The sequence below is a fragment of the Sphingobium sp. LF-16 genome, from assembly GCF_003711185.1.
Lineage (GTDB): Bacteria > Pseudomonadota > Alphaproteobacteria > Sphingomonadales > Sphingomonadaceae > Sphingobium > Sphingobium yanoikuyae_A.
This window is the reverse complement of sequence record NZ_CP029335.1, coordinates 2,457,923-2,479,592: the sequence shown is the minus strand read 5'-3', so window position 1 is coordinate 2,479,592 and position 21,670 is coordinate 2,457,923. Positions and strand designations below refer to the sequence as shown.

Genomic DNA, 21,670 nt, shown 5'->3' with positions numbered 1-21,670 from the left:
CGCGCTTATGCGGCAAAGCTGGTGGAGCGGGACAATGCGCGCCATTGCGCGATCTCGGCTTCCATGGCGGCCATCTTGCCTTCGACCAGGCCCAGTGCATCGTCGCCCAGGAACAGGCGGGTCGGCGGTGCCGGCGCTTCCACCAAAGTCAGCAAGGCCTGCGCCGCGCGCGCGGGATCGCCCGGCTGCTGCCCGCTCTTGGCCTGACGCGCCGCCCTTATCGGGTCCATGACCGCGTCATAGTCGGCGATGCTGCGCGGCGTGCGGTCCATCGACCGCCCGGCCCAGTCGGTGCGAAACTGGCCGGGCGCCAGCGCCGTCACATGAATGCCGAACGGCGCCACTTCCTTGCCCAGCGCTTCGGAAATCCCTTCCAGCGCGAACTTGCTGCCGCAATAGAAGCTGATGCCGGGCATGGTGATGAACCCGCCCATGGAGGTGATGTTGACGATATGGCCGCGCCGCCGTTCGCGCATGCCGGGCAGCACCGCCTTCATCATCGCCACCGGGCCGAACACATTGGCCGCGAACTGGCGCTGCAGATCGTCGATCGACGATTCCTCCAGCACGCCCTCATGGCCATAGCCCGCATTGTTCACCAGCACGTCGACCGACCCGGCGCGCCGCTCGGCGTCCGCCACGGCCGCCGGAATCGCGTCCAGATGCGTCACGTCCAGCAGCAGCGGATGCGCGCGTCCGGGCGCCAGCGCCGCAAAGGCTTCGGCATCCTTGGGGTTCCGCACGGTCCCGACGACGGCGTGGCCGGCGTCCAGCGCGCCCTCGGCAAAGGCCCGGCCCAGGCCGGAACTGACGCCGGTAATCAGGAAAGTCTTGGGGATCAGCGCCGACATGGCCTACTCCATGATTTGAACATCAACTATATCATGATATAAATAGCAACATGACGTCCATCAAGCCCCCCTCGACCGGTTCGCGTGGTGAACCGGTGCGCAATCGTGTGATCGACGCGGCCGAACGCCTGCTGCGCGACGGCAAGGCGGAATTTTCGATGCGCGATCTGGCGACCGAAGCGGGCGTCAGTTTCGCCACGCCTTTCAACCAGTTCGGCAGCAAGGCCGCGATCATGCACGCCCTGTCGGCGCGGCGGATCGCCACCGCGACCCAACGCTTCGCGGACAAGCCGCGGCGCGATGATGCCGGCCAGCGCGTGCTGTTGGCGGTCGCCACGGTGGTCGAGCTGATGCTGGAAGAACCACGCGTGAACCGGGCGGTGATGGGGTGGCTCGGCACGCCGGGGCCGACCCATGGCGAAGTGCTGGCGCAGTCCACCGCGCTGTGGACCCTGGCGATCGGTGCTGGCGAGGGCCTGATCGACGGGCACCCAACGCTGCCTGCCCTGGCAAGGCATCTGGCCTTCGGCTTTCGCGGTGTGCTCTCCTTCTGGACCGCGGGCGAGCTACCGGACGAGGAACTTGCCGCTAATGCCCGCGATGTGGCGAACGCCTTGCTCAGCAGCGCAGCCAGGCAGGCCTGATCGCCAAGTCCAGAGCGGGCGGCGCGCCTTATCCGTTCGCGCCCTGCTGGGCCTCGCGATAGGCGCGGGCGGACAGGCCCATGTTGCGCTGGAAGAAGCGGCTGAAATAGGCCGGGTCGGCAAAGCCGATCGAAAAGCCGATCTCGGCAATCGACAGGTTGGAATAGAGCAGGGCCCGCTGCGCTTCGAGCAGGGCGCGCTGGTCCAGCATCTGCGCCGGCGATCGGCCCGCCATCCGCGCGCAGGCGACGCGCAGGGCGGTCTGGCTGACGCCCAGCGCGGCGGCATGGACCGACACCGGTTCGCGCAGGCGGAAGCGCTGCTCGATCCGTTCGCGCAGCCGCGCCACGATCGACGCATGTGGTCCGGCACGCGGGGCGGCGTGGACGGCGGCGCTGCGATGGCGCAGTGCCGTCACCAGCAGCGACAGCATCGCCGCATCGACCGCCGCCCGGTGGCCCGGCGCCGACCAGCTGAGTTCGCGCATCAGATCGGCCACCAGCCGTTCGACTGGCGGCAATTGCGCTGCGCTCATCTCGATCGCGTCGGGCCGCTCGAACAGGCCGGTCAGTTCCGGGCCATGGCGGCCCAGATCCTGCAGATAGGCGTCGGCCATGGTGATGACGAAGCCGGCGGTTTCCTCCAGCCATTTGAAGCCATGCACGGCGGTGGCCGGCACCAGCAGGAAGCTGGGCGCGACGAAGCGCAGCTCCGCGCCATCCGCCTCCATCGCGCCGCCGCCCGAGGTGATGAGGAAGATATGGCTCAGCTCGCTATGAGCATGCGGTTTGATCGTCCATTCGCTGGGACGTGAGCGATCGTCCAGCGTTTCGACATGGACGAAGCCCTCCGCCACCAGCCTGTGGGGCTCCCCATAGAGGTAGAAGGTCGGGAAGGACTGTTTCGACATTGGGCATGGTCCCGTCGGGATGCGCTGGGGCTGATGAATTGTCCAATTAATAGGCTGGTGCGCCCATGTCCATCGCCGGCCGTGCGGATAGGGTAGGCGCATCGGACAAACAGGGGCGCCGTCAGCGCGCCCGGATCATGAGAGGATGCGAATGCGCACCAGCATAGCCATTATCGGCGCCGGCCCGGCCGGCATGTTCCTGGCCCATCTGCTCGCGGCGGGGGGCATTGCCGCGGTCGTGCTGGAACGGCGCGACCGGGCCTATGTCGAGGGGCGGGTGCGTGCCGGCGTGCTGGAACAGGTGACGACCGACCTGATGCATCGGCTGGGCCTCGGCAGCCGGCTCGATCGCGAGGGGCTGGTCCATGGCGGCACCCAGATTTCGCTCGACGGTTCGCTGTTCCGCATCGACATGGCGGCGCTGACCGGCGGCAGCGCGGTCACCGTCTATGGCCAGCAGGAAGTGATGCACGACCTGTTCGAGGCGGCGCCGGAGCGCGGTGTCGAGATCGTCTGGAATGCGCAGGATGTGACGCTGGAGGGGCTGGACGGCGATCATCCCGTGGTCCGCTGGCGCCAGGATGGCGTCACGCAGGCATTGCAATGCGACTATGTCGTCGGCTGCGACGGCTATCATGGCGTCAGCCGCAACAGCATCCCCGCCCATGTGCTGCGCACGTTCGAGCGTGTCTATCCGTTCGGCTGGCTCGGCATATTGGCGGATGTGCCACCCGCCGACCATGAACTCATCTACGCCAATCATGAACGCGGCTTCGCGCTCGCCTCGATGCGCTCGCCCACGCGCAGCCGCTATTATATCCAGTGCGGCCTCGACGAGCAGGTCGAGGACTGGTCCGACGATCGTTTCTGGGACGAGCTTTGCCTGCGCCTTGGCCCCGACGCCGCATCGCGCGTCACCCGCGGGCCGAGCTTCGAGAAGTCGATCGCGCCGCTGCGCTCCTTCGTGTCGGAACCGATGCGCTGGGGCCGGCTGTTCCTGGCCGGCGATGCTGCCCATATCGTGCCGCCGACCGGCGCCAAGGGGCTCAACCTCGCCGCGTCGGACGTCATCATGCTGAGCGAGGCGCTGGTCGACCATTATCGCGGTGGATCGGATGCTGGGCTGGACGGCTATTCCGCCCGCGCTCTGGCGCGTGTCTGGAAGGCGGAGCGCTTTTCCTGGTGGTTCACCTCGATCACGCACCGCTTCCCCGACATGGACGGTTTTGCCCGCCGCATCCAGGCGGCCGAGATCGACTATATTCGCGGGTCGCAGGCGGCGCAGCGCACGCTGGCGGAAAATTATGTCGGCCTTCCGCTGATGGCTGCCTGACGCCTCTGGCCGGGGCAGGGCTTTACCGCCCCGCCGGATGCGGCCTAGACCGGGGCATGAGCGAAGAGAATGACGCGGGGCGCCCCGCAGCGACGATCGTGATCGTGCGCGACCGGCCGGGCGCCGCGCCCGAGCTGCTGATGATGGAACGGGCCGCGACCATGGCCTTTGCCGCCGGTGCGCTGGTCTTTCCGGGCGGCGGCGTCGATGATAGTGACCGGGCGCTGGCCGCCAGTATGTCCAGCGATCTGGCCAGTGACGAGGTCGCAGCACGGATCGCGGCCATTCGCGAGACGATCGAGGAAAGCGGCCTGGGCGTCGGTCTGGCGGGGTCTGTCGATGCCGCCACCGTGTCGGCGATTCGCGCGGGCCTGCTCGGCGGGGCGCCGCTCGGCGATCTTCTGGCGCCGCGTGGCATCGTCCTGGCGCTGGATGCGCTGGTGCCGTTCGCCCGCTGGCACCCGTCTGCACGGGAAAAGGCGATCCGCGTCTATGACACCCGCTTCTATCTCGCCCGCGCGCCGCTGGGGCAGGAGGCAAGCGTCGACGCGACCGAGAATGTTCGTTTGTTCTGGAGCAGCGCCGCCGCGACCATCGCCCGTGCCGATGGCGGCGACGGGCATGTCATCTTCCCGACCCGCCGCAATCTGGAACGGCTGGCGCAATATGACAGTTTCGACGCGCTCGCCGCCCATGCCCGCAGCATCCCGGTGGAAAAGGTGCGCCCCTGGTTCGAGGAGCGCGACGGCGAGCCGCATCTCTGCATCCCGGCGCATCTGGGCTATCCGGTCACGTCGGAACCAATGCGGCAGGTCCGGCGTGGTTAGGGCATGCGCCGCCTTCATCTGACCCTTCGTGCCCTTGTCATTGTCGCTGTCATCCTTGGCCTGCTCTGGGTCGGATACGCGCTGCTGCGCCAGCGACCGCAGGATCTGCCCTGGACCAGGCTGGACCTGTCGCAGCCGGTCGGCCTGTTCACCGGTCGCAAGCTCGCCGCCCTGACCGGCGACCGGGCGCAATGCCTGGCGCTGCTCGACCGGGCGGGCATTGCCTATACGGCGATGAAGCCGGGTGGGGGCGAGGGGCAGTGCGGCTATGCCGACGCGGTCCGGCTGAAGGCGGAAAAGGGCATGATCGCCTTGTCACCCGCCGGGGTGGCGCCGTCCTGCCCGGTGGTTGCCGCCCTGCGCGTCTGGGAATGGCAGGTGGTGCAGCCCGCCGCCCAGCGCCTGTTCGGCCAGCCGGTGCGCTCCATCACCCATTTCGGTTCCTATAGCTGCCGGCGCATGTACGGTCGCAGCCAGGGCGACTTCAGCGAACATGCCACGGCCGACGCGATTGATGTCGCGGGCTTCGTGCTGGCCGATGGCCACCGGATCAGCGTGGTCGGCGACTGGAAGGGGCAGGGCAAGGACGCCGCCTTCCTGCGTGACGTGCGCGATGGCGCCTGCGGCCTTTTCTCGACCGTGCTCTCGCCCGACTATAATGCCGCCCATCGCGACCATTTCCACCTCGATCAGGCGGAACGCGGTGCGACGGGCTGGCGGGCCTGTCGTTAAAGGCCTTTACTGCCCGTAGCCAGCCTGCTTGGCCAGGCTGACGGCTTCGCGCGCGGCGGCGAGCAGGGCGCCGCTCTTGGCCTCGCATTCGCGCTGCTCATATTCGGCGGTCGAATCGGCGACGATGCCAGCGCCGGCCTGGACGTGCATCACGCCATCCTTCAGCACGGCGGTGCGCAGCACGATGCAACTGTCCATATTGCCGTCCGGTCCGAAATAGCCGACGCCGCCGGCATAGGCGCCGCGCGTTTCCGGCTCCAGTTCGGCGATGATCTCGCAGGCGCGGACCTTGGGCGCGCCCGACACGGTGCCGGCGGGGAAGCCCGCGAACAGCGCGTCGATCGCATCCTTTTCGGGCGCCAGACGGCCGACCACGTTCGACACGATGTGCATTACATGGCTGTAGAATTCGACCGTATAGCTTTCCGTCACGGTAACGCTGCCGGCGCTGGCGACGCGGCCGACATCGTTACGGCCCAGGTCCAGCAGCATCAGATGCTCGGCCCGTTCCTTGGGATCGTCGAGCAGGCTGGCGCGGTTGGCGGCGTCCTCCACCGCATTCTTGCCGCGCGGGCGGGTGCCGGCGATCGGCCGGATCGTCACTTCGCCATCGCGGGCGCGGACCAGGATTTCCGGGCTCGACCCGATCAGCGCAAAGCCGGGCAGGTCGAGATAATAGAGGAAGGGCGACGGGTTGATCCGGCGCAGTGCGCGATAGAGCGCGATCGGCGGCAGGGTGAACGGGCTGGTGAAGCGCTGCGCCAGCACCACCTGGAAGATGTCGCCTGCGACGATATAGTCCTTGGCGCGGTCGACCATCTGCGCGTAGCGGCCCGGTTCCAACACCGGCGTCACGTCGATCTCGGCAATGTCGGCCGGGGCGGGCACGGCCGGCAGCGGCGCAGCCAGGCGCGCGGCGGTCGCGTCGATCCGCTCCAGCGCCTGCGCGATGGCCTTTTCCGCGTCGGCGGCCTGATCCTTCCATACCGGGGCGACCAGGAACAGGGCGTCGGCCAGGCGATCGAACACCAGGATGACGGTCGGCCGCACGAACAGCATGTCGGGCAGGGCGATGTCGTTGGCGGCCGGGCGGGGCAGCTTTTCGACCAGGCCTACCGTCTCATAGCCGAAATAGCCGACCAGACAGGCGAGTGCGGCTGGCAGGGCGGGGTCCAGATCGGCGCGGCATTCGGCCACGAGTGCGCGCAGCGCCTGCAACGCATCCTGTTCGGCCAGGACGAAGGCGTCGCGATCGGTCGCCCATTGGCGGTTGATCTCGCCCTTTGCCCCCTCGGCGCGATAGACGAGGTCGGGGGCCAGGCCGATCAGGCTGTAGCGGCCACGCACCGCGCCGCCCTCGACCGATTCCAGCAGGAAGTCGCCCCGGTCCGGCTCGAACAGCTTGAGCGCAGCGGAGATCGGCGTGTCGGTGTCGGCAATCTGCCGCCGCCACACCAGGCCCGAACGACCCTGTGCCAGTGCCGCGCGAGCGACGGCCGTGCCGTCCACCATTCCCCCCTGCGCCGCCATCTTACTGCTCGCCGCTGTTGGTGGCGGACAGCGCCTTCTGGGCTTCGGCCACGGCGTTCGCCTTGCGGGTCACGCCCATGTCCTTCTCGATCGCGCGCTCGAACTGGGCGCCATATTCCTCGCCCACGACGTCGCCGAGCTGGGTGCGGACCTGGTTCAGCAATTCGGGCTGACCGGCGGCGTCGCCACGCTTGATGGCGTTCAATTGCACCACGAAGGTGCCGCGATCCTGGCCGATCGGCAGGGTCTTCACGCTGTTGGCGGCCATCGAGAAGAGGATGGCGATTTCCGCCGGCGGGCGCTGCTGGCCGCGCATCAGGTCGGCGCGACGGCCACCCACGACCTGCGGGGCGGGCAGCTTGACGCCGGCCTGGGCCAGCGCATCGGCCAGCTTGGTGCCCTTGGCGACCTTGGCGCGGATGTCCTCGGCCACCTTCTGCGCCTTCTCATAGCCCTGGCTCAGCTTGTACTGCGCCACGACCAGCGGCTTGATCTTGGCGAGCGGCGGCGGGGCGGGGGCGACGATGTCGCCCGGCGCGGCCAGCGCATAGCGCTTGTCGGCGGTGATCGGCACCAGCTGGGCATCATCGTCGGCGCTCATCGCGAAGACGGGGGCCAGCAGCGGCTGCAGGTCGCTGTTGGGCTGATAGGTCTCGTCCTCGACCTGCTTGCCGCTCGACACCAGCAGCGGCGAGGTTTCCAGCTTCAGGCCATTATCCTTCGCGACTTCCTCGAAGGTGCCGCCATTGGCGATCTGATCCTCGATCTTGCCGGTGAAGTCGGTCAGCAGCTGCTTTTCCTTCTGGGTGCGCAGCGTCGCAATGATTTCATCACGCACCGACGCCAGCGCACGGGCCGGGACATTGTTGAGCGCGGTGACGCGCAGCACGATCCAGCCGAGCGAACCACGGACCGGGCCGACCAGTTCGCCCTGCTTGGCGGCAAAGGCGGCGTCGGCGACCGGCTTGGACGCGGTGGCGGCCAGCGCCTCGCGGCTCTGGTCGGTCAGGGTCGATACGGCCAGGCCCGCACCCTGGGCGGCGGCGGCCAGCGTCTTGCCGGCCTTCACCTGGTCGGCGATTGCCTTGGCGCCCGCCTGGGTCGGCAGCACCAGTTGCTCGACGCTGCGATTTTCCTTGGCGGCATAGGCCGCCTTGTTCTGGTTGTAGGCGGCGGTGATTTCCGCCTCGGTCGGCTGGGCCGCCTGGGCGAAACGCTCGCTGTCGATCACGGCATAGCGGATGCGGCGCTGTTCCGGGATGGTGTAGCGCGCGGCATTCTTCTTGTAGAAATCGGCGACCTGCGCGTCGGTCGGCTCCTTGGCGTCCAGGAAGGCGGCGGCCGGGATCGCGGCGATCGTGCCCTGGCGTTCTTCCAGCAGCAGCGATGCATAGGGCAGCGCCACGCTGTCGGGCAGCTTCACGCCCAGACCGACCGGGGCCAGCAGCTGGCGCTGCAGGATTTCACGGCTGATATCGTCGCGCAGCGACTGTTCGCTGATCCGCTCACGCTGCAGCAGGGCGCGAAAATTATCCTGGCTGAAATTGCCGGCCGCGTCCTGGAAGGCGGGGATCTGCGCGATCTGCGCATCGACCAGCCGCTTGCTGATATGGACGCCCTGATCGCTGGCGAACTGCTTGAGCGTCAGCGCGGCAACCAGCTGGTCGAACACCTGCTTGCCACCACCCTGGGCAAAGAAATCGCCGATCTGCATGCCCGGATTTTCGCGGCGCGCATTTTCGAACACGCGCTGGATGCGGTCCTGCAGCTCGCTCATGCGCAGCTTGGAACCGCCGGCCTTGGCGACGGTGTCGCCGCCGCCCAGGCCGGTCCCGAACTTGCCGCTGGAAATGTCGCCCAGGATGAACGCCGCCGCGATCAACCCCAGAAAGAGGATCGCGAAAAAGGCGCCGAATTTGGAACGGATGAAACTGCGGAAGACAGAGAGCATGAGAATGTCCGGTTTTTATGCGGCGATATGGCGGCCCGCTTTAGGGGCGGATCGACCCGGCGGCAAGTGCGGCCGTGGCGGACGGTCTGGACAAATGCTGCATCGCCGTCCATCGGCTTGATTGCCTGAAAGCGGAACCAGGAGACGCGGTGCATGCCGTGGGGACCCGCTGCGGGCACGTGCAGCAATAATCACAAGGGGACTTGGACCGATGAGCAGGCGCAAGCTGGTGGTCGGCAACTGGAAGATGAACGGGATGCGCGCGCATCTCGACGAGGTGGAGGCGATCGGCAAGCTCGCCGCGCAGCATCCGGCGGTGGAAGTCGGGCTTTGCCTGCCGGCCACGCTGATCATGGCCGGGTCGCAGCTGAGGGGCGCAGCCTTCATCGGCGCCCAGAACTGCCATATGGAACTGAGCGGCGCCTATACCGGCTCGCTGTCGGCCGAGATGCTGATCGAGGCGGGGGCTACCTGGGTCATCACTGGCCATAGCGAACGGCGCGAGACGCGCGGCGAGACAAACGCCGATGTTGCCGCCAAATCGGTCGCCGCCCATGCCGCGGGCATGAAGGTGATCCTGTGCGTGGGCGAAACGCTCGCCGTGCGCGATGCTGGCGATGCCGACGAAGTGGTCACCGCCCAGTTGCTCGCCTCTCTGCCCGAAGGCGCAAGCGCCGACTGGCTGGCCGTTGCCTATGAACCCATCTGGGCGATCGGCACCGGCCGCATCCCGACGCTGGAGGCGATCCAGTCGATGCACGCCACCCTGCGCGCCGCGCTTGCCAGCCGGATCGGCCAGGAACAGGCCGATGCCATGCGCATCCTCTATGGCGGATCGATGAACGGCGACAATGCCGCCGAGATCATCGCCCTGCCGGACGTCGACGGCGGTCTGGTCGGCGGCGCCAGCCTGTCGGCCGCCAAGTTCGAACCGGTGATCGCCGCCGCGGATTGATGCCGAACGCCCTCTCTTCGTGCGGAAGAGGGGGCATTCTGGCCTGATGCGAGTCGGGCTCGTTGCTGGCTGTGCGTTGAAGGGGCTGGCTATCTTCACTCCGTTCGCCCTGAGCGAAGTCGAAGGGCGCTGCTGAGCGAAGGCGAAGCTATTGCCTCGCTCCGCTCGGCCGAGGGCTTCGACTTCGCTCAGCCCGAACGGTTCTTTCACTGTTCAGACTTGATTATATGGGCCATTGCAAGCCATCCGCAGCACCCTCTGCACGCGCCCTCATCCATGCCTTCGTTCATATCGACAGGCTCGCCGGTTGCCCCGGCGGCCCATCATCGCTATGTGCGCGCCAACGCATTCCTTCATTGGACAGAAAAGAACCCGCATGTTCACCTTCCTTCTCGTCGTGCAGGCGATCGTCGCTGCCCTGCTGGTCACCGTCATTCTGATGCAGAAGTCGGAAGGTGGCGGTCTGGGCGTCGGTGGCAGCCCGGCCGGGCTGATGTCGGCGCGCGGCGCGGCGGATTTCCTGACGCGTTCGACCACGATCCTGGCGACCATCTTCGTCCTGCTGTCGATCACCCTGGCGGTCATCGCCTCGGTCCGTCATGCAGGCGGCGACATCGATACCTCGCTGGTCAAGTCGGCCCCCGCCACGCAGGCCCCCGCGCCCGCGACCGGCAACGCCGACCCGCTGGCCGGTGCGGCCAGTGCCGCCGGCAATGGTTCGGCAGCGAACGGCGCAGTTCCGCTCGCTAACTGACCTTTTCGTCGTTCATCGCCATATTTTTTGCGAGCGTGCGGATTCGCGCGCTTGCTCAACTCGTTTGTATAAGGCTAAGCCTCTTCTCCCATGACGCGGTATATTTTCATCACCGGCGGCGTGGTCTCCTCGCTTGGTAAGGGCCTCATGGCCGCATCCTTGGCAGCGCTGTTGCAGGCGCGGGGCTATCGCGTGCGAATCCGGAAATTCGACCCCTATCTCAACGTCGATCCGGGCACGATGTCGCCCTATCAGCATGGCGAAGTCTATGTGACCGACGACGGGGCGGAAACCGACCTCGATCTTGGCCATTATGAACGCTTTACCGGCGTGTCGGCGCGCCAGTCGGACAATGTCACCCAGGGCCGGGTCTATCAGACCATCATCCAGCGCGAACGGCGCGGCGACTATCTGGGCGCGACCGTCCAGGTCATCCCGCACGTCACCGACGAGATCAAGGCGTTCGCCACGGCGGAGACCGACGATCTCGACTTCGTGCTGTGCGAAATCGGCGGCACCGTCGGCGACATCGAATCGCTGCCCTTCATGGAAGCGATTCGCCAGCTCCATAATGATCTTGATCGCGGCCAGTCGATCTTCGTCCACGTGACCCTGGTGCCCTATCTTGCGGCAGCCGGCGAACTGAAGACCAAGCCGACCCAGCATAGCGTGCGCGAGCTGACCTCGCTCGGCATCCAGCCCGACATCCTGCTGTGCCGCGCCGAACATCCGCTGCCCGAAAGCGAGCGCAAGAAGATCGCCCTCTTCTGCAATGTCCGTCCCGAGGCGGTCATTCCGGCGCTCGACGCCAAGAGCATCTATGCCGTGCCCGAGCAATATCATGCCGAGGGTCTCGACAATGAAGTGCTGCGCGCCTTCGGCATCACCGATGCGCCCGCGCCGTCGATGGACCGCTGGACCGACATCATGGATCGTCAGCTCAACCCCGAGGGCGAAGTGACGATCGGCGTGGTCGGCAAATATGTCGGCCTGCTCGACGCCTACAAGTCGCTGCACGAAGCGCTGCACCATGGTGGCCTTGCCAACCGGGTGAAGGTCAACATCAAGTGGATCGACGCCGAACTGTTCGAGAAGGGCGACGACCTCGCCGCCAGCCTCGAACCGATGCACGGCATCCTCGTCCCCGGCGGCTTTGGCGTGCGCGGGTCGGAGGGCAAGATCGCATCGGTCAAGTTCGCGCGCGAACGCGACGTGCCCTTCTTTGGTATCTGTCTTGGCATGCAGATGGCCTGCATCGAAGGCGCGCGGAACACGGCGGGGATCGAGAATGCCTCGACCACCGAGTTCGGCGAAACCAGCGAGCCGGTCGTCGGCCTCATCACCGAATGGATGAGCAAGGAAGGCCTGCAGAAGCGCACCGCCGAGACCGATCTGGGCGGCACCATGCGTCTGGGCGCCTATCCGGCTAAGCTGGCGGGCAACAGCGTCGTCGCCGGCATCTATGGCAGCAAAGACATCAGCGAGCGTCACCGCCACCGCTATGAAGTCAATGCCGGCTATCGCGAACCGCTGGAAAAGGGTGGCCTGATTTTCTCGGGCATGTCGCCGGATGGCACGCTGCCCGAAATCGTCGAGCGGCCCGACCATCCCTGGTTCGTGGGCGTGCAGTTCCACCCGGAACTCAAGTCCAAGCCGTTCGACCCGCACCCGCTGTTCGCCAGCTTCATCGAAGCGGCGGTCAAGCAGAGCCGGTTGGTATAAAGCGTTTTCGAAGTAGGCGGGATCGCCTGCTGACTCGGAAAACGCGCAAAATAAGAACTGGAACAGTCGAACCGATACAATCGGATCGGCTGTTCCAGGATAAACGGGGCCGAAAGGCCCCGTTTATCGTTTCAGCCCTTCGGCGCGTCGAACAGATTGCGATATTGGCGCGGCTGGCAGCGCAGATATTGCGGCGCGGCCTTCACCGAAGCGCCCAAATGCGCGGCCGCGTGCCAGGGCCAGCGCGGATCATAGAGGATGGTGCGGGCGATCGCGATCAGATCGGCGTCGCCGGTGCCGATGATCGCTTCGGCCTGTTCGAAATCGGTGATCAGGCCGACGGCGATCACCGGCATGTCGATCGCCTGCTTGACCGCGCGGGCCAGCGGCACCTGATAGCTCGGCCCCACCGGAATATCCTGGCGCGGGTCTAGGCCGCCGCTCGACACATGGATGGCGCTGCAGCCGCGCGCTTCCAGCGCCTTGGCGAAGGCGATCGTCTGTTCGATGTCCCAGCCGCCATCGACCCAGTCGGTGCCCGACACGCGCATCGTCACCGGCTTGTGCGCGGGCAGGGCCGCGCGCACCGCGTCGAAAATCTCCAGCGGCAGGCGCATCCGCTTTTCCAGGCTGCCGCCATAATCATCGTCGCGCTGGTTGGAGAGCGGCGAGAGGAACTGGTGCAGCAGATAGCCATGGGCGCCATGGAGTTGCACCGCATCGATGCCGATCGCGTCAGCCCGCTTCGCTGCCGCGACGAAGGCATCTCGCAGCCGCTCGATCCCGGCCTGGTCCAGCGCCATCGGCGCGTTGGTGCCCGGCGTGAAGGGCAGGGCGGAGGGGGCGACCGTCTGCCAACCATTGACCGCGTCGGGCGCGATCTGCGCGCCGCCCTTCCATGGCACTTCGGTAGATGCCTTGCGCCCGGCATGGCCGAGCTGAATCGCGATGGGCATGTCGCTATGGCGCCGCACGCCGTCCAGCACACGCTGCATCGCCGCCTGCGTGGCATCATCCCACAGGCCGACATCGGCATGGCTGATCCGCCCCTCGGGCAGCACTGCGGTCGCCTCGATCGTCAGCAACGCCGCGCCCGACAGGGCAAGCTGGCCGAGATGAATGAGGTGCCAGTCGTTCATCTCGCCGTCGACGGCGGAATATTGGCACATCGGCGCGATCACGATGCGGTTGTCGAGGGCAAGGCCGCCGACATCGAAGGGCTGGAACAGCTTGGGAGCGCTCATGCAGGTCTCCAGAAGTGGGAGAGGGAGAGAAGGCCCGCAAGATAGGAAGCCGGCCGGGCGGCCGAAAGGGGGCGTCTCTCGCGGTCGCAAGATGGTCCGGTCTTCAAAATGTCATTAATCGGTCATCGCGGTGCAGCGCTTCGGAAACGCCGCTGTCGCGCAGCTTTCCTAATCGCGACCCCGACCAGAGGGGACTCGATCATGACCAGGATTTTTGCGGCATCCATCAGCCTGTTCGCACTCGCGATCGCCGGCACCGCCCATGCGCAGCAGCCGCTGCCCGAGGAGGATGGCGGCATCGTCGTCACCGGCCAGCGCGCGCAGTTGCAGCGTTCCATCGACCAGAAGCGGGCGGCGCTGGGCATCGTCGATGTGACTGCGTCCGACGATATGGGCCAGCTTCCCGACAAGAATGTGGCCGAAGCGGTCGAGCGCCTGCCCGGCGTCGGCGTCCAATATGACCAGGGCGAGGGACGCTATGTCGCGGTGCGCGGCGTGCCCTCCAGCCTCAACGGCTATACCATCAATGGCTTCGAGATCGGCAATCCCGACGGGCTCGACCGGCGCCTGCCGCTCGACATCCTGTCGGGCCAGCTTTTGAAGCAGGTGGAGGTCGCCAAGGTGAAAACCGCCGACCTGACCGGCCAGGGCATCGGCGCGACCATCAACCTCGTCACCCAGACCGCCTTCGACTTCGACGATCGCTTCATCTTCCAGGCGAACGGGCAGGTCGGCTATCAGGAACTGCGCAAGGGCGACCAGCCGATCAAGGGCGATGTCACCATCGGCACCCGCTTCGGCACGGACGAACAGTTTGGCATCCTGCTGGGCGCCAGCTATTCCGACCGCACCTATACCAGCTATGGCATCTATCCCGATGACTGGACGCCCGACGCCGATGCCGCGCGCGGCGCCGTACCGGTCAACATCAAATATAATGACTATCGCCTCAAGCGTGAGCGGATCGGCGCGGCCGGCTCGTTCGACTGGCGCGGCGAGCGCGTCCAACTCTATGTTCGCGGCATCTATTCCAAATTCTCCGAGGATGAGTATCGCCAGCGCTTCCGGCTCGATTTCTCCGACATCGACTGGGATGCCAATGGGCTGACCGGCATTGCCTCCACCAGCGAGCAGCGTTCCGACCTGCGTCTGGAATATAAGGAAAAGTCGGTCCTGTCCTTCATGGCCGGCGGCACGGCCGCGCTGGCTGACAACTGGTCGCTCGATTTCGGAGCGGCGCGCACCCGCAACGAAGTGATCGAACCCAATCAGCTCTGGCAGTTCCGGGGCAATCCCGGCGCGGTCGCGGTCGATTTTTCGGACAAGCTGTTTAGCGCCGTGCCGGTCGACGGTTATCTCGATCCGTCGGACCTGGGCTTCCGCCAATATTCGGCGCAGGATGAATATGGCCTGGAAAAGACATGGCAGGGCCGGCTCGACCTCACCGGCAAGCTGCCGACGATCGGCCAGAACAGCTTCGTCAAGTTCGGCGCCAATGGCCGCTGGACCGACAAGCGCTTTGATTCCTCCAATGACGTCTATGGGCGCGGCAGCAGCGCCAACCGCTTCACCCTGGATGGCCTGTCTGGCGACACCGTCATCGTGAAGCTGGGCGATGGCCGCAATTATTTCCTCGGCCCGGTGATCGATGCCGACCTTGTCGATGCCTATACCCAGGGCAAGCTGGGCGGCGCGCAGTTCGTGCTCAACGAAGCGACCAGCCTGGCCAATGAAACGCTGAGCGATTTCGACCTCAGCGAGAATGTCTATGCCGGCTATGCCATGGCCAATCTCGACTTTGGCGCGCTGTCGGTCACGGGCGGCCTGCGGGTCGAGCGGACCGAACTGGACATTGACGGCTATCTGCTGGAAGGCGACGTCGTCCGCCCGACGTCGGGCCGCACCCGCTATAGCAACTGGCTGCCCAGCCTGGTGGTGCGCGTGACCCCGTCGCACGACACCGTCTTCCGCCTTGCCTATTCGCGCAGCATCGGCCGGCCCAGCTATGCCGACCTGTCGCCGGGCGGCACCGTCACGGTGGAGGGCGCGGACGAGATCAGCGTGTCGAGCGGCAATCCGGCGCTCAAGCCCTATGTCGCGGACAATCTCGACATGTCGGCCGAATGGTATTTCGCGCCCGGCGGCCTGATCAGCGTCGGCGCCTTCGCCAAGTTCATCCGCAACCCGATCTTCACGCAAAGCTATACCATCAATGACGGCAGCTTTGGCGGCGTTGCCTATGACCGGATCAATTTCAGCCAGACGCTCAACGCCGACAAGGGCGATATCATCGGCCTGGAAGCCGCCTGGCAGCAGCAGTTCACCTTCCTGCCGGGCCTGCTCTCGGGTCTTGGCATGAACCTCAACCTCACCCTGATCGACTCCAGCCTGCGCATGCCCGACCGTGGCACCGTCGCCTTCCCCGAACAGTCCAAGCTGCTCTGGGGGGCGCAGCTCTTCTACCAGAAGGGCGTTGTCGAAGCGTCGGTCGCCTATCATCATACCGGCCGCGCCTTGCTGTCGGCGGGTGATATCCGCCTCAACGACCAGTATAATGACGATCTGCGTCGTCTGGACGCGAAGATCGGGGTGGATGTGACGAAGAATGTGCGCCTCTTTGCCGAAGGGCAGAATCTGACCGACGAGCCGACCCGCCAATATCAGGGCGGCGTGCGCGACTGGGTGATCCAGAATGAACGCTATGGTCGCACCTTCTACGTCGGGGCCTCGGTCAAATGGTAAGGGCGCTGCTTGTCGGAACCGCGCTGCTGGCACTGGCCGGCGCGGCGGTCGCGCAGCAGGCGACGGAGGCCCCGTCGCCGCCGCCATCTCCCGTCAGCATGCGGATCAAGGCATCGGAGGCGCATCAGGGCGCAGCCTCCGACGGCACTTATGTCTATGCGATCGATAATGACCGGATCGGCAAATATCGCATCGCCGACGGCCGGCGCGTGGCGCAGTGGCAGGGGGAGCGCCGCCTTTATCCGCACATGAACAGTTGCACCGTGGTCGGCGTCGAACTGGTCTGCGCCGCGTCCAACTATCCGGCCGTGCCGCAGACCAGCGCGGTCGAGATTTTCGATACGAAGACGCTGAAACATGTCCGCAGCGTCAGTCTGGGCTTTGGCCCCGGATCGCTGACCGTCATGGATCGGCATGCCGGCAAATGGTGGGCGGTCTTCGCCAATTATGAGGGCAAGGGCGGCGAGCCGGGGCGCGACTATCGCTATACGCTGCTGGTGCGGATGGACGACGCCTTCCGGGCGGAGGCAAGCTGGGCCTTCCCGGCCGATGTGCTGAGCCGCTTTGCGCCGAAAAGCTGCTCGGGCCTCAGCTGGGGCGCCGACGGGCTGATCTATGCCACCGGTCATGACCGGCCCGAAGTCTATGCGCTGAAACTGCTCGAGGCGGGATCGGTGCTGGAGCATGTCGGCACGATCGGCATTGCCACCCCCGGCCAGGCGATCGACTGGGATCCCAAGGCGCCCCGGCGCCTCTGGTCGATCGGCCGGGGTGCTGGCGAGATGGTGGCGAGCGAAATGCCGCCGGTCCGATAGGGCGGCTCAGCGCACCTTGAGCCCCAGTTCGGCGAGCAGTTCGCCGGCCTGGTCGCGCGAGATGGTGGCGCCGCGAAAGCGGCTGGCATCGCCCAGATGGACGCCGCCTATGTCCGCGCCGCGCAGGTCGGCGCCCTCGAACCGGGCACCGTCCAGCATCGCCTCGCGCAGGCTGCAGCCCTCGAAACTGGTCATGCGGAAATCGCATTTGCGCAGGTCTGCCTGCGAGAAATCGATGCGGCTCAGCCGTTGCTTGCGGAAGGACAGGCCGGGCAGGCGCGCGTCGATCAGCAGGCATTCCGCCATGTCGACCTCCAGCGCGCGCAGGTCCGACAGGTCGGCGCCGGTCAGCTTGCACTGGGCCAGCCGGGCGCCCTCCAGCCGCGCCCGCCGCAGCACGGCATTGTTGAAATCGCATCCGGTCAGCACCGCGTCGCTGAGGTCGCAGCCGGCGAAATTCGCGCCGCCGCCCCGGCAGCCCTGCCAGCGCGTGCGCTCCAGCATGGCGCCGGCCAGATCGGCATTGCGCAGGTTGCAGCGCTCGAACTGCCAGCCGGTAAGGTCGAGCTGCGTCAGTTCCGCCGCCTCCAGATCGCAGTCGATCAGGACGTGGGGCGTGCCCGCCAGGGCAATGATGTCGGCGCGCGCCAGTTGCTGCCCGGTACGCGCGGGCAGGGCATCCATGTCGGTCATGCCGCTATCTATGCCTTGGGCGTCAGCTTGAGCAGGCGGCCCTGCGACTTGCCGCCATCCTCCAGCAGCCACAGCGCGCCGTCCGGCCCCTGTTCGACCTCGCGGATGCGCGCGCCCATGTCCCACTGGTCGGCCTTTTCCGCATCCTCGCCGTCCAGCTTCACCCGCACCAGCGACTGGCTCGACAGGCCGCCGATGAACAGCGATCCCTTCCATTGCGGGAACAGGTCGCCCGAATAATAGATCAGGCCGCCCGGCGAGATCACCGGATTCCACCAGACCTTCGGCGCCTCATAGCCGTCGCCGGGCTTGTGATCGGGAATGTCGCGGCCGTCATAATGGCTGCCGTTCGACGCCTTGGGCCAGCCATAGTTGAGGCCGGGCTTGATCAGGTTGACCTCGTCGCCGCCCTGCGGTCCCATTTCCTGTTCCCACAGGCGCCCGTCCTTGTCGAAGGCGATGCCCAGCAGATTGCGATGGCCATAGGACCAGACCGCCGGGTTGAAGCCCTTGGCGCTGAGCGGATTGCCCGCCGCCGGCGTGCCGTCGAGGTTCAGGCGCAGCACCTTGCCCAGGGTCGATTTGGGGTCCTGTGCCGGGTCGAACTTCTGTCGCTCGCCATTGGTGAAGAAGAGATATTTGCCGTCCGGCGAGAAAGCGATGCGGCCCGAATAATGGCCATTGCCCTCGACATAGTCGCTGGCGCGGAAAATGACCTTCACGTCCGCCAGCCTGGTCGTGCCGTCGCTCGCCTGGTCGAAGATGCCGGTGGCGAGCGCCACGCCCTTGCCGCCGGCACGATCGCCTTGGCCGACCTCGGAAAAGCTGAAATAGACTTTCTTGTCCTGCGCGAATGTCGGGGAGGGGACGATGTCCATCAGCGCGCCCTGACCTGCGCTATCGACCTTGGGGATGCCGGCGACCGGGATCTTGGTGCCGTTCTTCGGATCGAACAGAATCATCTCACCGGCCTTTTCGGTGATCAGCATCCGCCCGTCGGGCAGGAAGGTCATCGCCCAGGGTGATTCGAAATCGGCAATCACCGATGTCTTGAACGGCTTTTCCCCAGCGGTCGCACCGGCATTCTGGCCGGTCGCATTGTCCGCCGAACAGGCCAGCAGGGCGAGGGGGAGAGTGACGGCCATCACGCGCAGCATGGGAAACTCCTGTTATAATATTCGCGGGGGGAAAGCCGATTTTTCGGCGGGGGGTTCCATGCCCGCATCCTCCACCGGATGCGGGCATGGATGCAAGCCTCATCGGCGATCAGCCGATTTCTTAAGCTTCTGCCGCTAGAGAACTGAGCGGCAAGAGGGGGAATATGGTGCTGCACGGCGTATCGGATTTCGATGCTGCGTGCGCGCAGGCAGGCGCCTTGCGCGTCGAGCCGCTATGCCTTGCCGACGCGCTGGAATCGACCGCGCTGGCCCGCGCCTGGGAAAGGCTGGAGGCGCGCGCCGACTGGCCGACCCAGACCCGCCTGTTCGCGGCCACGCTGAACGATCGGATTGCCGCCGGGCCGAGCCGCATCATGACGGTTTGGGCTGGCGCCGATCTGGTCGCGCTGCTGCCGCTGTGCCGCGATGGTGGCGCACTGGCCCGCTGGCGGATGATCGGCGCGCGCGAGACCTATGAACCTGGCGACTTGCTGTGCAACGGGACGGCGGCGGCAGATGCGCTGGCCGGCGCGATCGCGCGTTTGCCGCATCCCTTGCTGCTCGATCGCATTTCGGCCGGGTCGCCCTTGATCCCCGCACTGGCGCGGGCGGTGCGGCGGCGCGGGCGGCTGGTCGTGCGACCGGCCATGGCCTGTCCCCATATCGCGCTGGATGAGGGGTGGCGCGACCCGGAAAGCCGCTTCAACGCCGGTCGCCGCTCCGATTTCCGTCGTGCCCGGCGCAAGGCGGAAGGGTGTGGCATGCTCCAATGCGAGACGCTGGCGCCGGATGCCGACAATTTCGATGCCTTGTTCGACGAGGCCGTCGCGGTCGAGGCGCAGGGCTGGAAGAGCGAGGCCGGCACCGCCATCGCCACCGACCCGCGCCAGGCGGCGATCTTCCGCGCCTTCTTCCGCGCGGTGGCGCAGCGCGGCGACCTGCGCATCTCCTTCCTGCGGATTGATGGCCGCGCCATCTCGATGCAGATGGCGGTGCTGTGGAACGGCCGCTACTGGCTGTTCAAGATCGGCCATGACGCGGCCTTCAACGCCTGTTCGCCGGGCGGGCTGCTGATGCTCCATGCCATCGGCTGGGCGGCGCAGGCGCGGCTGCACAGTTTCGAATTTCTCGGCGTTGCCGAACCCTGGATTCGCAAGCTCTGGACCCAGACGGAGCATGACTGCGTCCAGTTGCGCACCTATCCCTATAATCTGCGCGGCGCGGCGGCCTTTGCGGCGGACGCTATTGTCTGGTCGCGGCAACGGCTGTGGCGGCGGTGAAAGGCGGGGCCGCCTGGCGCCTGTTGCGGGACACGCGTTATGCCCTGCCCGGCGCGCTGGGGCGGGTCATCCCGGCACCCGACGCCCCCCATGCGGTGGCGATCGCCCGGCAACAGGCCCGCGCCGGCGCTGCCACCACGATCGGCTATTTCGAAGGGGCGGGGGGGGATCCCTCGTCGATCATGGCCGCCTATGCGCGGGTGGCACAGCGGGCGCGCGGCCTTGACCTCAGCCTGTCGGTAAAGGCGCCGCCGCTGCGTTTCGATCCGGTCAGCCTGCGCGAACTGGCGCAGATTGCGCGCCAGTCCGGCCTGTCGCTGGTGTTCGACGCCCATGGCCCGCAGGATGCGGACGAGACGCTGGCGGCGGTCGAACGGCTGCTGCCCGACTTTCCCGATACCGGCATCGTCCTGCCCGCCCGCTGGCAGCGCAGCGTGGCCGATGCGGCCCGGCTGCGCGACAGCAGCGCGCCGGTCCGGCTCGTGCGCGGTGAATGGCCCGACCCGGCGGGCGATGCCGTCGATCCCGATGCCGCTTATCTGACGCTGGTCGAAGCGCTGGCCGGCCGCGCGGCACCGGTCGCGATCGCCACCCATCGCCCCGCGCTGGCCGACCGGGCGCTGGCCCTGCTGCGCAACGCCGGCACGCCGTGCAGCCTGGAGCAGTTGCGGGGCCTGCCGGGCCGTCGTTGCCGGGCGGTGGCGCGGGGGCAGGGGGTGCCGGTGCGCCTCTATGTGCCGTTCGGTCCCGGCTGGATTCCCTATGCGCTGGACCGGGCGCTGGCCCGGCCCTATCTGCTGGCGTGGCTGTGGCGCGACTGGACGGGCCGCGCAGACCCCTGAAATAGCGCATTTTACGAAAGATGTTGCAGGTCATTGGCAACCTGCCTATATGGATATTGCTTCCTTACATCGTCACACATGTCAGGGTCGCAGGCACCAAGCCTGCGGCGGCAACAAGCAGCTATATATTTCTGGCCTATCTGATTTCTGGAGTATCCATGGCGGACATCGCCGAACTGACCGCATTGATCGAGCCCGAGGTAAAGGCCCTGGGGTTCGACCTCGTGCGCATCAAGCTGTTCGGATCGGGCGACGAATATACGCTGCAGATCATGGCCGAAGACCCGAAGACCAAGCAGTTGGTCATCGAGGATTGCGCCGCGATCTCGCGCCGCCTGTCCGACGTGATGGATGAAGTCGACCCGATCGAGGAAGCCTATCGTCTGGAAGTCAGTTCGCCCGGTATCGACCGGCCGCTGACCCGCTTGCACGATTTTCTCGAATGGGCGGGCCATGAAGCGAAAATTTCCGCGACCGAAGTGGTCGAGGGGCGCAAGAGCTTCCGTGGCATCCTCAAGGGCGTCGAGGGTGAGGATATCCTGTTCCAGGATGCTAAGGCCGGCGACGTCACCATCCCGTTCGCGCTGGTCGGCGATGCCAAGCTGATGCTGACCGATGCACTGATTTCTGCTACCATGCCGCTCTCCTCCGATGGGGCGGACGAGTTCGAAACCGAGGAATAAGGGTT

General features: G+C 66.4%; 19 protein-coding genes. 12 read left to right on the top strand and 7 right to left on the bottom strand.

All coding sequences use genetic code 11. From position 1 onward, the window contains the following. Positions 1–5: 5 nt before the first annotated feature. The gene (locus DIZ22_RS11570; RefSeq protein WP_048937873.1) at positions 6–851 is read right to left on the bottom strand and encodes an oxidoreductase; all 846 of its coding nucleotides are present in this window, start codon (positions 849–851) and stop codon (positions 6–8) included. Positions 852–901: 50 nt separating this feature from the next. Between DIZ22_RS11570 and DIZ22_RS11565 the strand changes: the two genes are divergently transcribed. Further along, entirely contained in the window at positions 902–1,495 is a 594-nt protein-coding gene (locus DIZ22_RS11565; RefSeq protein WP_048937874.1) for a TetR/AcrR family transcriptional regulator, read from the top strand. 28 nt (positions 1,496–1,523) lie between these two features. On the opposite strand, the gene DIZ22_RS11560 is transcribed toward DIZ22_RS11565, so the two are convergent. Next, positions 1,524–2,405 carry a helix-turn-helix domain-containing protein gene (locus tag DIZ22_RS11560; RefSeq protein ID WP_048937875.1) on the bottom strand — a complete coding sequence of 294 codons (882 nt, stop codon included), beginning with the start codon at positions 2,403–2,405 and terminating at the stop codon, positions 1,524–1,526. A 151-nt stretch (positions 2,406–2,556) separates the two neighbouring features. On the opposite strand from DIZ22_RS11560, the gene pobA reads away from it, so the two are divergent. From pobA to DIZ22_RS11545, 3 genes are read left to right on the top strand one after another with little or no spacing between them, the layout of a single operon-like run. Next, complete coding sequence (pobA, locus tag DIZ22_RS11555; RefSeq protein ID WP_048937876.1) at positions 2,557–3,738, top strand: 4-hydroxybenzoate 3-monooxygenase; 1,182 nt, start codon at positions 2,557–2,559, stop codon at positions 3,736–3,738. A gap of 56 nt (positions 3,739–3,794) precedes the next feature. After that, positions 3,795–4,565: an NUDIX domain-containing protein gene (locus tag DIZ22_RS11550; protein ID WP_048937877.1), complete on the top strand. Its 771-nt coding sequence runs from the start codon at positions 3,795–3,797 to the stop codon at positions 4,563–4,565. 3 nt (positions 4,566–4,568) lie between these two features. Beyond that, positions 4,569–5,297 (top strand): extensin family protein, encoded by a 729-nt coding sequence (locus DIZ22_RS11545; RefSeq protein WP_048937878.1) that lies wholly within the window; start codon positions 4,569–4,571, stop codon positions 5,295–5,297. A 6-nt stretch (positions 5,298–5,303) separates the two neighbouring features. Here the strand turns inward: DIZ22_RS11545 and trpE are convergent, their stop codons facing one another. Continuing rightward, entirely contained in the window at positions 5,304–6,827 is a 1,524-nt protein-coding gene (gene trpE / locus DIZ22_RS11540; protein ID WP_080993589.1) for an anthranilate synthase component I, read from the bottom strand. Position 6,828: 1 nt separating this feature from the next. Next, positions 6,829–8,778, bottom strand: a complete 1,950-nt coding sequence (locus DIZ22_RS11535) for a peptidylprolyl isomerase (RefSeq protein WP_037517726.1) — start codon at positions 8,776–8,778, stop codon at positions 6,829–6,831. A 211-nt stretch (positions 8,779–8,989) separates the two neighbouring features. On the opposite strand from DIZ22_RS11535, the gene tpiA reads away from it, so the two are divergent. The 3 genes from tpiA (at position 8,990) to DIZ22_RS11520 (ending at position 12,209) form a co-directional block, all read left to right on the top strand. After that, positions 8,990–9,733, top strand: a complete 744-nt coding sequence (gene tpiA / locus DIZ22_RS11530; protein WP_048937879.1) for a triose-phosphate isomerase — start codon at positions 8,990–8,992, stop codon at positions 9,731–9,733. Between the two features lie 376 nt (positions 9,734–10,109). Further along, positions 10,110–10,487 carry a preprotein translocase subunit SecG gene (gene secG / locus DIZ22_RS11525; RefSeq protein WP_004211256.1) on the top strand — a complete coding sequence of 126 codons (378 nt, stop codon included), beginning with the start codon at positions 10,110–10,112 and terminating at the stop codon, positions 10,485–10,487. A 90-nt stretch (positions 10,488–10,577) separates the two neighbouring features. Further along, on the top strand, positions 10,578–12,209 hold the full coding sequence (locus DIZ22_RS11520) for a CTP synthase (RefSeq protein ID WP_048937880.1): 1,632 nt from the start codon (positions 10,578–10,580) through the stop codon (positions 12,207–12,209). A 131-nt stretch (positions 12,210–12,340) separates the two neighbouring features. Here DIZ22_RS11520 and DIZ22_RS11515 read toward each other — a convergent pair whose 3' ends face one another. Beyond that, a complete protein-coding gene (locus DIZ22_RS11515) occupies positions 12,341–13,453 on the bottom strand; it encodes an NADH:flavin oxidoreductase/NADH oxidase (RefSeq protein ID WP_048937881.1) in 1,113 nt (370 codons plus the stop codon). Positions 13,454–13,654: 201 nt separating this feature from the next. Here DIZ22_RS11515 and DIZ22_RS11510 point away from each other — a divergent pair, with 201 nt between their 5' ends. Next, positions 13,655–16,195, top strand: a complete 2,541-nt coding sequence (locus DIZ22_RS11510) for a TonB-dependent receptor (RefSeq protein WP_122928213.1) — start codon at positions 13,655–13,657, stop codon at positions 16,193–16,195. Continuing rightward, positions 16,189–17,010 carry a hypothetical protein gene (locus DIZ22_RS11505; protein ID WP_048937883.1) on the top strand — a complete coding sequence of 274 codons (822 nt, stop codon included), beginning with the start codon at positions 16,189–16,191 and terminating at the stop codon, positions 17,008–17,010. Before DIZ22_RS11510 ends, DIZ22_RS11505 begins: the two co-directional genes overlap by 7 nt. Before the next feature lie 6 nt (positions 17,011–17,016). Here the strand turns inward: DIZ22_RS11505 and DIZ22_RS11500 are convergent, their stop codons facing one another. Continuing rightward, on the bottom strand, positions 17,017–17,703 hold the full coding sequence (locus DIZ22_RS11500) for a pentapeptide repeat-containing protein (RefSeq protein WP_122928212.1): 687 nt from the start codon (positions 17,701–17,703) through the stop codon (positions 17,017–17,019). Between the two features lie 8 nt (positions 17,704–17,711). Beyond that, complete coding sequence (locus tag DIZ22_RS11495) at positions 17,712–18,860, bottom strand: PQQ-dependent sugar dehydrogenase (RefSeq protein WP_048937885.1); 1,149 nt, start codon at positions 18,858–18,860, stop codon at positions 17,712–17,714. 164 nt (positions 18,861–19,024) lie between these two features. On the opposite strand from DIZ22_RS11495, the gene DIZ22_RS11490 reads away from it, so the two are divergent. The 3 genes from DIZ22_RS11490 (at position 19,025) to rimP (ending at position 21,665) form a co-directional block, all read left to right on the top strand. Further along, positions 19,025–20,140, top strand: coding sequence for a GNAT family N-acetyltransferase (locus DIZ22_RS11490; RefSeq protein ID WP_048937886.1), 1,116 nt, complete (start codon positions 19,025–19,027; stop codon positions 20,138–20,140). Then, entirely contained in the window at positions 20,137–20,982 is an 846-nt protein-coding gene (locus DIZ22_RS11485; protein ID WP_122928811.1) for a proline dehydrogenase family protein, read from the top strand. Before DIZ22_RS11490 ends, DIZ22_RS11485 begins: the two co-directional genes overlap by 4 nt. A 158-nt stretch (positions 20,983–21,140) precedes the next feature. After that, positions 21,141–21,665 (top strand): ribosome maturation protein RimP, encoded by a 525-nt coding sequence (rimP, locus tag DIZ22_RS11480; protein WP_048937897.1) that lies wholly within the window; start codon positions 21,141–21,143, stop codon positions 21,663–21,665. Positions 21,666–21,670 lie beyond the last annotated feature (5 nt).